The following is a 12,681-nucleotide window of genomic DNA, read 5'->3' on the forward strand; positions in this document are numbered from 1 at the left end:
CACTGCCCTATGCGCATTCGGCATAATGCCCGTGTGACGCCGCGTGCGCGGCAGACGTGTGACCTGTTTTGGTGCGTGTCCGGGAGGACGTGATGAATCTGGAAAGCAAATGGCTCGAGGACTTCAGTGCTCTGGCCGCCACCCGCAGCTTCTCGCAGGCAGCCGAACGGCGCTTCGTGACGCAACCGGCGTTCAGTCGACGGATTCGCAGCCTGGAAGCGGCGTTGGGGCTGACATTGGTCAATCGCTCGCGTACGCCGGTCGAACTGACGGCTGCAGGGCAGTTGTTTCTGGTAACCGCGCGCACCGTGGTCGAACAGCTCGGCGAAGTGCTGCGCCATCTGCATCATCTGGAAGGCGGGCAGGGCGAGGTGATGCAAGTAGCTGCGGCGCACTCGCTGGCGCTGGGCTTTTTCCCGCGCTGGATCGCGCAACTGCGCAATGAAGGTTTGAACATCGCCACGCGACTCGTCGCGACAAACGTCGGTGACGCTGTGCATGCCTTGCGTGAGGGCGGTTGCGATCTGATGCTGGCGTTCTACGACCCGGACGCGGCCATGCAGATGGACCCGGAAATCTTCCCGTCGCTGCACCTGGGCCAGACCGAAATGCTCCCGGTGTGCGCGGCGGATGCCGACGGCAAGCCGCTGTTCGATCTGGAAGGCGAGGCCAGCGTGCCGTTGCTGGCGTATAGCGCAGGCGCCTTTCTCGGGCGTTCGGTGAACGGTTTGCTGCGCCAGCGTCAGCTGCGTTTCACCACGATTTATGAAACGGCGATGGCTGACAGCCTGAAGAGCATGGCGCTGGAAGGCCTCGGCATCGCTTGGGTGCCGCAGTTGAGCGTGCGTGCGGAACTGGCACGGGGTGAACTCGTCGTCTGCGGCGGCCCGCAATGGCATGTGCCGCTGGAGATTCGTCTGTACCGCTGCGCGCTGGTGCGCAAGGCCAATGTTCGCCTGTTGTGGCGCAAGCTCGAAGGCGGAGCTGCGCACGGATCTTGAATCCGGCAACTAATCCTGTGGGAGCTGGCTTGCCAGCGATGCGGTGTGTCAGTCACCCTCTCTGTTTACTGGTCTGACGCCATCGCTGGCAAGCCAGCTCCCACAGGGATCAAAGTGATGTCTTGGCGCTGACCTTCAGGTCAATAAAACCGGGCTTTTGCGGCAGATGACAGATGGTCGCGATGGGGGCTGTTTATTGCTTTCATTGCGGTATACTGCGCGGCCTTCGGCCGGTACGTCCGGCCATTTTTCGTACAATCAAGCCACGCAATCCTGCGTGGCTTGTTGTTTTTGACGCGCCTGCGGGCGCCCAGAGAGAAGAGGCGCGACGATGAGTGCACTGGTTGGCGTGATCATGGGCTCCAAGTCCGATTGGTCCACCCTTAGCCACACCGCCGATATGCTGGAAAAGCTCGGCATTCCGTACGAGGTCAAGGTGGTTTCTGCCCACCGCACCCCGGATCTGCTGTTCCAGTACGCCGAAGAGGCTGAAGGCCGCGGCATCGAGGTGATTATCGCCGGTGCCGGTGGCGCGGCCCACTTGCCAGGCATGTGTGCGGCTAAAACCCACCTGCCGGTGCTGGGCGTTCCGGTGCAGTCGTCGATGCTGTCGGGCGTCGATTCGCTGCTGTCGATCGTGCAGATGCCAGCGGGCATTCCGGTCGCTACCCTGGCCATCGGCAAGGCCGGCGCAATCAACGCCGCGCTGCTCTCGGCGAGCATCCTCGGCGCCAAGCATCCACAGTTCCACGCGGTACTGAAAACCTTCCGTGCCGAGCAGACAGACAGCGTCCTGGACAATCCAGACCCACGTATTGCCTGAGGTTGTTGAGATGAAGATCGGTGTAATCGGTGGCGGCCAGTTGGGCCGTATGTTGGCCCTGGCGGGCACTCCGCTGGGCATGAACTTCGCTTTTCTCGACCCTGCGCCGGACGCCTGTGCGGCCGCATTGGGCGAACACCTGCGGGCCGACTACGGCGATCAGGATCATCTGCGCCAATTGGCCGATGAAGTCGATCTGGTGACCTTCGAGTTCGAAAGCGTCCCGGCTGAAACTGTCGCGTTCCTCTCGCAATTCGTCCCGGTTTATCCGAGCGCCGAAGCTCTGCGCATTGCTCGCGACCGCTGGTTCGAGAAGAGCATGTTCAAGGATCTGGGCATCCCGACTCCGGCCTTCGCCGACATTCAGTCGCAAGCCGATCTGGATGCGGCCGTCGCTTCGATCGGCCTGCCGGCCGTGCTGAAAACCCGCACTTTGGGTTACGACGGCAAGGGCCAGAAAGTCCTGCGCAAGCCAGAAGATGTGGTCGGTACCTTCGCCGAGCTGGGCAGCGTTGCCTGCCTGCTGGAAGGCTTCGTGCCGTTCACCGGTGAAGTCTCGCTGATCGCCGTGCGTGCCCGTGATGGTGAAACGAAGTTCTATCCGCTGGTGCACAACACCCACGAGAGCGGCATCCTCAAGCTGTCGGTCGCCAGTACCGATCACCCGTTGCAGGCATTGGCCGAAGACTATTCCAGCCGTGTGCTCAAGCAGCTGGATTACGTCGGCGTGATGGCGTTCGAGTTCTTTGAAGTCGACGGTGGCTTAAAAGCCAACGAAATCGCCCCGCGCGTGCACAACTCCGGGCACTGGACCACCGAAGGCGCCGAGTGCAGCCAGTTCGAAAACCATCTGCGCGCCGTTGCCGGCCTGCCGCTGGGTTCGACGGCCAAGGTCGGCGAGAGCGCGATGCTCAACTTCATCGGCGTGGTTCCGCCGGTGGAGAAAGTCATCGCCATCGAAGACTGCCATTTGCATCACTACGGCAAGGCCTTCAAGGCCGGGCGCAAGGTCGGTCACGCCAACCTGCGCTGCGCCGACATGGCCACCCTTCAGGCGCAGATCGTCAAGGTCGAAGCGCTGATCGCCGAGTAAAACAGTTTCATGTGGCAGCGGCGGAACCATTCAGGGGCCGCCGTTCTCTCATGGCAGGATGCGAAACACTGGCTAGTCTTTCGCATATCTACCAAATCAGAGGGAAATGCCATGGGAATTATCGGAACCATCTTTATCGGCTTGATCGTCGGCCTGCTGGCTCGGTTCCTGAAACCGGGCGATGACAGCATGGGCTGGATCATGACCATCCTGCTCGGTATCGGCGGTTCGCTGGCGGCCACCTACGGCGGCCAGGCTCTGGGCATCTATCACGCGGGCGAGGGTGCAGGCTTCATCGGCGCACTGGTCGGCGCGATCGTGTTGCTGGTGATCTACGGCCTGATCAAAAAGAACTGATCCAAAGCGACAAAGCCCTCTCGGCCAAAGTGGCCGGGAGGGCTAGAATGCTCGGCGATTTAACGTTCTCTCCTTTCTTTTCCGAGCACCTTCATGCGCCGTCTTCTGTTGACTCTCCTTTTCCTGGGCAGCGGTTTGGCCCACGCCGGCGAACTGCCGGAAACCGACTGGCTGGAACTGATGCCCAAGTCGGACCAAAAGGCCCTCGAGGCCATGCCTGAAATCGACCACAACTCCCCGGAAGCCACCGGCACCTTCACCGAGAAGGGCGGGATGAAGCAGGCCAAAGGTCTGCCGGCGGTGATGTATTCGACCAAAACGGTGGCGTCGATGAATGACAAGCATATTCGCATCGGTGGTTACCCGGTGCCGCTGGAGTCCGATGCCAAGGGCCGCAGCACGCTGTTCTTCCTCGTGCCGTACCCGGGCGCCTGCATCCACGTGCCGCCACCGCCACCGAATCAACTGGTGCTGGTGCGTTATCCGAAGGGTTTGAAACTGGACGATATCTACACGCCGCTGTGGGTGACTGGCACGCTGAAAGTCGAGAAGGTCAGCAATGATCTGGCTGATGCGGCGTATGCGCTGGAGGCCGACAAGGTGCGGGTGGTGCAAGAGTCGGATCTTTAACAGTCACCACGAAACAACTGTGTGCCAGCCCCTGTGGCGAGGGGATTTATCCCCGATGGGTTGCGAAGCGACCCCGCTTTTGAATCAAGAACAGGGGCCTGCTCCGCAGGCCATCGGGGATAAACCCCCTCACCACAAAGGCTCACTCCAACATTGGTACTGCGGGGTTGGTCAGAGCGGTTTGCTGCCGATGCTGACACCCATCGTATGGCTCGCACCCGATGCCAGATTCACCACATCATCCATCACGTTCGCCGTCTCGATGCACAGCATGCGCTGCCAGCCTTCGTTATCCATGTCGCTGAATGCTGCCGCGCGATCGATCCACGGATTCCAGATCACCGCCGTGCGCGAGCCGGTGGCCGTCAGCACGATACGCCGCTCCCAGGCCGGATCGACAATGCTCAGTCGCGGCGGAGCATTCAGGTAGATACGGTCGGTTTCGCCGGCAAACTGCAGGTCGCCTGTCTGCGCGTGGGTGTTCCAGTTGTCCAGGGTCTCGATGTAATCCAGACCATCCACGCCTTCGACCTGCACATTGCGTACATCGCTGACGGCGAAATACGTGTGCAGCGCCTGACTGATGCTGACGTCTTCGGCGCCACGGTTATGGCTGGTCAGGCTGATGTGCAACTGGTCATTCAGGTGCAGGGTCAGCGTCAGATCGACCTGATGCGGCCAGCCCGGGAAGCCGCCCTCCGGATAAGGCAGCTTGAATTCAACCTTGACGCCATGGTCTTCGGCTTCGATGCCGCCCAGCTCCCAATCCATCGCCCGGACAAAACCGTGAGCCTGCGCCGGTTCTTCGCTGACGCGCATCGCTTTCACGCTCTGCGGATTACGCTCGAAGACGCCAAACCACGGCCAGCACACCGGCACGCCGGCGCGGATGCTTTTGCCCGCCTTGAACACCGCCTTGTCATTGAGCCAGATAATCGGCGGCTGGCCGTCGATCTGATAACTGAGGATGTGCGCGCCTTGCTGGGCCACCAGCACTTCGGCCTGACCGTGGCGAATGCGCCAGCAGTTCAGTTCATCCAGTTTCACGGCTTCAACGTTGGGCGTGTTCATGGGACAGCTCTCGATCAGACACTTGGGACGACTATCGACCGCAAATCGGCCGCGATGTTTAACGTGCGCGTGGCGGCACCGAGCGAGTGCGGCCGCTGCCGTCGATGGCGACGAAGACAAATACCGCCTCGGTAACTTTACGCCACTCGCTGGACAGCGGATCGTCGCTCCACACTTCGACCATCATCTGGATCGAGCTGCGGCCGATTTCCAGGGTCTGGGTGTAAAAGGACAATTGCGCGCCGACTGCCACAGGCACGAGGAACGCCATGCGATCAATGGCAACCGTGGCGACGCGGCCACCGGCCACGCGGCTGGCCATTGCGGTGCCGGCCAAATCCATCTGCGCTACCAGCCAGCCGCCGAAAATATCGCCAAAGCCGTTGGTTTCACGTGGAAGTGCAGTGATTTGCAAGGCCAGGTCGCCTTGCGGGATCGGATCTTCTTGTTCGAGCTCTATCATGCCGGGGGTGCCTCTGACCCGTGACTCTTCGTTGGTATTGCTGGTGGTAGCCGTCTTCGGGAAAAACGATTCAGCACCGAACATTCTACGTTCGTCACGTTTTCCATCAGGCGCCTAAGGAGAAACTCTGCGAAACCGGCTAATCCCGAGCAAAGGCCGGGCCAACGACGTTTTCGCACAGCAACCCCCTACAAACCGGAGCAAGGTTGCGAGTATATCGGTCGGTAGACTCCACGACGACCATCCGGTTCTCATTTCGACCGTCAAATACGCGCCTCTATGTGCTTTTTCGAACAATTTGCTATGGTGCCGAACCTGCCCAAGTCACAGCCAGCGTTGTTGTGGCGGTAGATCCGACTATAAGAGAAGCCCTTGCCATGACCACAGCGCCTTCGAGCCTCGCGCAGCCCGAGCAACCCGCACGACCATTGACCCGCAACGACTACAAGACTCTGTCGCTGTCCGCCCTCGGCGGTGCGCTGGAATTCTACGATTTCATCATCTTCGTGTTCTTCGCCACCGTGGTCGGCAAGCTGTTCTTTCCGGCCGACATGCCCGAATGGCTGCGTCTGATGCAGACCTTCGGCATCTTCGCCGCCGGCTATCTCGCACGGCCGCTGGGCGGCATCGTCATGGCGCACTTCGGCGATCTGCTGGGGCGCAAGAAGATGTTCACCCTGAGCATTTTCATGATGGCCGTGCCGACCTTGATCATGGGGCTGCTGCCAACGTATGCGCAGATCGGCCTGTGGGCGCCGATTCTTCTGCTGTTGATGCGCGTGATTCAGGGCGCGGCGATTGGCGGTGAAGTGCCGGGGGCGTGGGTCTTCGTTTCCGAACACGTGCCGCAGAAACATATGGGTTATGCCTGCGGCACCCTTACCAGCGGCCTGACCGCCGGTATTCTGCTCGGCTCGCTGGTCGCCACCGCGATCAACAGCATCTATACGCCTGCCGAGGTTTCCGATTACGCCTGGCGGATCCCGTTCCTGCTCGGTGGTGTATTTGGCCTGTTCTCGGTCTACCTGCGCCGCTGGCTGCACGAAACCCCGGTGTTCGCCGAACTGCAACAACGCAAGGCGCTGGCTGAAGAAGTGCCGTTGCGCGCAGTGCTGCGCGACCATCGCGGTGCGATTGCGATCTCGATGCTGCTGACCTGGTTGCTGTCCGCTGGCATCGTCGTAGTCATATTGATGACCCCGACCGTGCTGCAAACGGTCTACCACTTCACGCCGACAGAGTCGTTGCAATCGAACAGTCTGGCGATCGTCTTTTTGAGCATCGGCTGCATCATCTCCGGTGCGTTGGCGGATCGCTTTGGCGCCGGACGCGTGTTCGTATTCGGTTGCCTTGGCTTGCTGATCAGCTCCTGGACCTTCTATCACAGCCTCGCCGCTCACCCGACCTGGCTGTTCCCGCTGTACGCGTTGACCGGTTTCCTGGTCGGCACCATCGGTGCGGTGCCGTATGTGATGGTTAAAGCGTTCCCGCCGGTGGTGCGCTTCAGCGGTTTGTCCTTCTCTTATAACGTTGCCTACGCGATCTTCGGCGGCCTGACGCCAATGGTGGTCAGCCTGCTGCTGAAAGAAAGCGCAATGGGCCCGGCCTACTATGTGGCGGTGTTGTGCACGGTGGGGATTCTGGTGGGGGCGTGGCTCTGGAAGAAGGGTCGCTGATTCCGAGCTATTTGTAGCTGTCTGATCATTCCCACGCTCCGCGTGGGAATGCATCCCATGACGCTCCGCGTCACCTCTCAATGCGGACGCAGAGCGTCCATGGCGGCGTTCCCACGCAGAGCGTGGGAACGATCTGTCGCGACATGCTGGCCTTTCATCCAATTGTCATATTTCAGCCATAGAGTGTTCACACGGCCTGCTGATACTTGGCCCCGACTTAACACACCCTATCTGCTAGGAGTAAGGCATGAAACTGAAGCGTTTGATGGCGGCAATGACTTTTGTCGCTGCTGGCGTTGCGACTGCCAACGCGTTCGCCGCTGTTGACCCTGCTATCCCGAGCTACACCAAGACCACTGGTGTGTCGGGCAACCTGTCCAGCGTCGGCTCCGATACTCTGGCCAACCTCATGACCCTCTGGGCTGAGAACTACAAAAAAGAATACCCGAACGTAAACATCCAGATTCAGGCCGCTGGCTCCGCCACTGCGCCACCTGCGCTGACTGAAGGCACCTCCAACCTGGGCCCGATGAGCCGCAAGATGAAGGACACCGAACTGGCGGCCTTCGAACAGAAATACGGCTACAAGCCAACCGCTATCCCGGTTGCCGTGGACGCCCTGGCGGTGTTCGTACACAAAGACAACCCGATCCAGCACCTGACCATGGAACAGGTTGATGCGATCTTCTCGTCCACTCGTCTGTGCGGCGCCAAAGCCGACGTGAAAACCTGGGGAGACCTGGGCGTGACCGGCGATCTGGCCAACAAGCCAGTGCAACTGTTCGGTCGTAACTCGGTATCCGGCACCTACGGCTACTTCAAAGAAGAAGCCCTGTGCAAAGGCGACTACAAGCCAAACGTCAACGAACAACCAGGCTCGGCTTCGGTCGTGCAGTCGATCAGCTCCTCGCTGAACGGTATCGGTTACTCGGGCATCGGCTACAAGACCGCCAGCGTGAAGACTGTTGCCCTGTCGAAGAAAGGCAGCACTGACTTCATCGAAGACACCGAAGAGAACGCCCTGAACGGCAAGTACCCACTGTCGCGTTTCCTCTACGTGTATGTGAACAAGGCCCCGAACAAGCCTCTGGCCCCGCTGGAAGCTGAGTTCGTGAAACTGGTTCTGTCCAAACAGGGCCAGGAAGTTGTAGTGAAAGACGGCTACATCCCACTGCCAGCCAAGGTTGCTGCAAAAGCACTGGCTGACCTGGGTCTGCAAGAAGGCGGCGCTGAAGTCGCAAAGAAGTAACAAATTGAGTCCGGGGTGAGCCCCGCCTGACTCAAGGAAAAAGGCCGGATCTGCTTGCAGGCCGGCCTTTTCCACACCTCAAATTTTCGATCCTCTGCCAGTCCTGCTGGCGGTGGATTTGCTGCGTCACTGCACTGTCATCTTTCTGTCATACAGGATCGCTAGGGTGAGCGCATGAATGATCTGGCCAATTCCCACATGACTACTAATCCTCCCAAGCGCATTGATTTCAATACGCCTGAGCTGCAACGCAAGCGCCGCATTCGCGCGCTCAAGGATCGCTTCACCCGCTGGTACGTCCTCGTTGGCGGTCTCGCGGTGCTGGCAGCCATCACCCTGATCTTCTTCTTCCTCGCCTACGTGGTTGCGCCGCTGTTCAAAGGTGCCGACCTGACTGCGAAAGATGCCATTACTCCCGCGTGGATGCAGGACGCTGGCAAGCCGCTGATGATTTCGCTCGAAGAGCAGAATCAGGTGGCGATGCGCGTTTCCGACAAGGGTCAGGCGCTGTTCTTCGACATCGACAGTGGCGCTGAATTGAAGCGCGTCGATCTGCCGGTTCCGGCCGGCACTACCGTAACCTCCATCGGCGAAGACCAGCCAGGTCATCCGCTGGTAGCTGTCGGTCTGTCCAACGGCCAGGCGCTGGTGTTCCGTCACACCTATAAAGTCAGCTACCCCGACGGCAAGAAAACCATCACCCCGGCCATCGAATACCCGTACGGCGAGACGCCGATCGCGCTGAACGAAGCCGGCGGTGCGCTTGAGCACGTCAGCCTCAACGCGACCGACACAACGCTGATGCTGGTGGGTTCGACCGGTTCGCAACTCAACGTTCTGTCGCTGACCAGCGAAGAAAACATGATGACCGGCGAAGTCACCGACGAGCAGAAGCGCATCGATCTGCCGCAGATGACTGAACCGGTAAAAAACATCTTCGTCGACCCGCGTCAGCAATGGCTGTACGTGGTCAACGGGCGTGCCCAGGCCGACGTGTTCAGCCTGCGCGACAAGAGCCTCAACGGTCGCTACAAACTGCTGGAAAACGCTGACGCCGAAGTCACCGCGACCACGCAACTGGTCGGTGGTATCTCGCTGATCGTCGGTGACTCCAAGGGTGGTCTGGCCCAGTGGTTCATGGCCCGCGATACCGATGGCGAGTTGCGTCTGAAGCAGATCCGCACCTTCCAGATGGGCACTACGCCAATCGTTGAAATCACTGCTGAAGAACGCCGCAAAGGCTTCCTCGCCCTCGATGCCAGCGGCAAGCTCGGCGTGTTCCACAGCACCGCGCACCGCACTTTGCTGGTTGATCAGGTAGTGGAAGGCCAAGGCCTGTTCGGTCTGTCGCCACGCGCCAACCGCGTAATCGTCGAAGCCGGCGGCAAGCTGCAACCGCTGCTGCTCGACAACCCGCACCCGGAAGTTTCGTGGAGCGCGTTGTGGAGCAAGGTCTGGTACGAAAACTACGACGAGCCTAAATACGTCTGGCAATCGACCGCCGCCAACACCGATTTCGAACCGAAACTGAGCCTCTCGCCACTGACCTTCGGCACCCTGAAAGCCGCGTTCTACGCGATGCTGCTGGCCGCGCCGCTGGCCGTCGCCGCTGCAATCTACACCGCCTACTTCATGGCCCCGGGCATGCGCCGCAAGGTCAAACCGGTCATCGAACTGATGGAAGCGATGCCGACGGTGATCCTCGGTTTCTTCGCTGGCCTGTTCCTCGCACCTTATGTCGAAGGGCATTTGCCGGGCATCTTCAGCCTGCTGATGCTGCTGCCGATCGGTATTCTGGTCGCCGGTTTCACCTTCAGTCGCCTGCCTGAGTCGATCCGCCTGAAAGTCCCGGACGGTTGGGAAAGTGCGCTGCTGATCCCGGTGATCCTGTTTGTGGGCTGGCTGTCGCTGTACATGAGTCCGTTCATGGAGAACTGGTTCTTCGGCGGTGATATGCGCATGTGGATCTCCCACGACCTGGGCATCACCTACGACCAGCGCAACGCTCTGGTAGTCGGTCTGGCCATGGGTTTTGCGGTGATCCCGAACATCTACTCCATTGCTGAAGACGCCGTGTTCAGCGTGCCGCGTGGCCTGACCCTCGGCTCGCTGGCTCTCGGTGCTACGCCATGGCAGACCATGACTCGCGTGGTGATTCTCACCGCCAGCCCGGGCATCTTCTCTGCATTAATGATCGGCATGGGCCGTGCGGTCGGCGAAACCATGATCGTGTTGATGGCCACCGGTAACACCCCGGTCATGGAAATGAATCTGTTCGAAGGTCTGCGCACCCTGGCCGCCAACGTCGCGGTGGAAATGCCCGAGTCGGAAGTCGGCGGTAGCCACTACCGCGTGCTGTTCCTCTCGGCGCTGGTGCTGCTGCTGTTCACCTTCGTCATGAACACCCTGGCAGAACTGATTCGTCAGCGTCTGCGCAAGAAATACTCGTCGCTTTAAGCAAAGGTAGAAGTCTGTGAAACAGAACTCCCTGAAAGGATGGTTCAAGAGCGGCGCCCCGGGCGTCTGGATCAGCGGTGGCGCGGTGTCCATCGCGGTCATCATGACCATTGGCCTGCTGGCCGTGATTGCCGTGCGCGGTCTCGGTCACTTCTGGCCGGCGGATCTGATCCACGCCAGTTACGACGTGCCGGGCCAGGCCCAGCACCTGGTCGTCGGTGAAGTGGTACAGAAGGAAGAAGTCCCGCGTGCCCGACTGAAGAGCGCTGGTTTGCCAGTGCCGGATCAGGGCCCGGAATTCATGACCCGCGAGCTGATCAAGGTCGGCAACCGTGACTTGAACGGCAACGACTTCACCTGGATCGTCGGCGAGTGGCTGACCAACCAGACCACGCCGCCAGAGTTGATGGCGATCGAACGTCGCGAGTGGGGCAACTTCTACGGCTATCTGGTCAACGTCAAACAGGACGGCAAAGTCATCGCCGAGGGCGAGGCTGCATGGCCTGAGCTGCAGGCGCGGATCAACCGTGTGAACGGCCTCGCTGCACAGCTCAAGTCGCTGGAAAAGACTGACATCGGCGCGATCAACGCAGGTCTGGAGCGCATCCGTCTGCACGGCCGCAAACTGGAGCTGGAAGGCAAACTCGACGCCACCGCGCAAGCGGACATGGAGTCCGAGCGCGCCGAGCTGAACGCACGTTATCAGGACATCGAAGCGCGGCTGGCCGATCTGCATGCGCAGTTCAACCGTGATGCCTTGACCGCTCGCGATGCCAACGGCAAAGAGATCGAAATCGGTCTGGGCAAAGTGGTTCACGCCTACCAGCCGAACGCGATGAGCACGTTCACCAAGGTCGGTTTCTACTTCAGCAAGATCTGGGAGTTCCTTTCGGACGACCCGCGTGAAGCGAACACCGAAGGCGGGATCTTCCCGGCGATCTTCGGCACCGTGATGATGACCCTGATCATGGCGATGATCGTGACGCCGTTCGGCGTGCTGGCGGCGGTGTACCTGCGTGAATACGCCAAGCAGAACACCCTGACGCGGATCATCCGCATCGCGGTGAACAACTTGGCGGGCGTTCCGGCGATCGTTTACGGCGTGTTTGGTCTGGGCTTCTTCGTTTACGTGTTGGGTGGTTCGGTCGACCGTTTGTTCTTCCCCGAAGCGCTGCCGGCACCGACCTTCGGTACGCCGGGTCTGCTTTGGGCGTCGCTGACGTTGGCACTGCTGGCAGTGCCGGTGGTGATTGTCGCGACCGAAGAAGGTCTGGCACGTATCCCGCGCACCGTGCGTGAAGGTTCGTTGGCCCTCGGCGCGACCAAGGCTGAAACCTTGTGGAAGATCGTGATCCCGATGGCCAGCCCGGCGATGATGACCGGCATGATCCTCGCGGTGGCCCGTGCCGCCGGTGAAGTGGCGCCGCTGATGCTGGTGGGTGTGGTGAAACTGGCGCCGTCGCTGCCGGTGGATGGCAACTACCCGTACCTGCACCTGGATCAGAAAATCATGCACCTGGGTTTCCACATTTATGACGTTGGCTTCCAGAGCCCGAACGTCGAAGCGGCCCGTCCGCTGGTGTACGCCACGGCGCTGTTGCTGGTGCTGGTGATCGCCACGCTAAACCTTTCGGCGGTGTATATCCGTAACCACCTGCGCGAAAAATACAAAGCTCTAGACAGTTAAAACCAATCCTGTGGGAGCTGGCTTGCCAGCGATGCAGGCGACGCGGTGTTTCAGTTACACCGCGGTGATGCCATCGCTGGCAAGCCAGCTCCCACAGGGATCGCGACAAAAACTGAATTTGCGTTACCCGCTGGTTTGGCCAGTGGTTCAACGAACCGAATTTGTTAGCACAGG

Annotated in this window: 11 protein-coding genes; 9 read left to right on the forward strand and 2 right to left on the reverse strand. The window is 60.2% G+C overall.

Going from position 1 to position 12,681, the window contains the following annotated elements; translation table 11 throughout:
* Window positions 1–92: 92 nt before the first annotated feature.
* From AC3WMT_RS03985 to AC3WMT_RS04005, 5 genes are all read left to right on the forward strand, one after another.
* Window positions 93–1,001: a LysR substrate-binding domain-containing protein gene (locus AC3WMT_RS03985; protein WP_103302709.1), complete on the forward strand. Its 909-nt coding sequence runs from the start codon at window positions 93–95 to the stop codon at window positions 999–1,001.
* Window positions 1,002–1,332: 331 nt separating this feature from the next.
* Entirely contained in the window at window positions 1,333–1,824 is a 492-nt protein-coding gene (purE, locus tag AC3WMT_RS03990) for a 5-(carboxyamino)imidazole ribonucleotide mutase (protein ID WP_003229641.1), read from the forward strand.
* Window positions 1,825–1,834: 10 nt separating this feature from the next.
* Window positions 1,835–2,917, forward strand: coding sequence for a 5-(carboxyamino)imidazole ribonucleotide synthase (locus AC3WMT_RS03995; RefSeq protein WP_103302706.1), 1,083 nt, complete (start codon window positions 1,835–1,837; stop codon window positions 2,915–2,917).
* 111 nt (window positions 2,918–3,028) lie between these two features.
* Entirely contained in the window at window positions 3,029–3,274 is a 246-nt protein-coding gene (locus AC3WMT_RS04000) for a GlsB/YeaQ/YmgE family stress response membrane protein (RefSeq protein WP_007920223.1), read from the forward strand.
* A gap of 93 nt (window positions 3,275–3,367) precedes the next feature.
* A complete protein-coding gene (locus AC3WMT_RS04005; RefSeq protein ID WP_007920225.1) occupies window positions 3,368–3,904 on the forward strand; it encodes a DUF3299 domain-containing protein in 537 nt (178 codons plus the stop codon).
* A gap of 171 nt (window positions 3,905–4,075) precedes the next feature.
* Here AC3WMT_RS04005 and AC3WMT_RS04010 read toward each other — a convergent pair whose 3' ends face one another.
* Together AC3WMT_RS04010 and AC3WMT_RS04015 are read right to left on the reverse strand one after the other, a co-directional pair.
* Window positions 4,076–4,975 carry a D-hexose-6-phosphate mutarotase gene (locus AC3WMT_RS04010; protein WP_103302705.1) on the reverse strand — a complete coding sequence of 300 codons (900 nt, stop codon included), beginning with the start codon at window positions 4,973–4,975 and terminating at the stop codon, window positions 4,076–4,078.
* Between the two features lie 58 nt (window positions 4,976–5,033).
* Window positions 5,034–5,438 carry an acyl-CoA thioesterase gene (locus AC3WMT_RS04015; RefSeq protein WP_003229628.1) on the reverse strand — a complete coding sequence of 135 codons (405 nt, stop codon included), beginning with the start codon at window positions 5,436–5,438 and terminating at the stop codon, window positions 5,034–5,036.
* Between the two features lie 377 nt (window positions 5,439–5,815).
* Here AC3WMT_RS04015 and AC3WMT_RS04020 point away from each other — a divergent pair, with 377 nt between their 5' ends.
* The 4 genes from AC3WMT_RS04020 (at window position 5,816) to pstA (ending at window position 12,507) form a co-directional block, all read left to right on the forward strand.
* The gene (locus tag AC3WMT_RS04020; RefSeq protein ID WP_103302704.1) at window positions 5,816–7,114 is read left to right on the forward strand and encodes an MFS transporter; all 1,299 of its coding nucleotides are present in this window, start codon (window positions 5,816–5,818) and stop codon (window positions 7,112–7,114) included.
* 247 nt (window positions 7,115–7,361) lie between these two features.
* A complete protein-coding gene (locus tag AC3WMT_RS04025) occupies window positions 7,362–8,363 on the forward strand; it encodes a phosphate ABC transporter substrate-binding protein PstS (protein ID WP_034152107.1) in 1,002 nt (333 codons plus the stop codon).
* 423 nt (window positions 8,364–8,786) lie between these two features.
* Window positions 8,787–10,820, forward strand: a complete 2,034-nt coding sequence (locus AC3WMT_RS04030) for an ABC transporter permease subunit (protein ID WP_177431367.1) — start codon at window positions 8,787–8,789, stop codon at window positions 10,818–10,820.
* 16 nt (window positions 10,821–10,836) lie between these two features.
* Entirely contained in the window at window positions 10,837–12,507 is a 1,671-nt protein-coding gene (gene pstA, locus AC3WMT_RS04035; RefSeq protein WP_103302699.1) for a phosphate ABC transporter permease PstA, read from the forward strand.
* Window positions 12,508–12,681 lie beyond the last annotated feature (174 nt).

Source organism: Pseudomonas sp. FW305-7 (assembly GCF_058786735.1).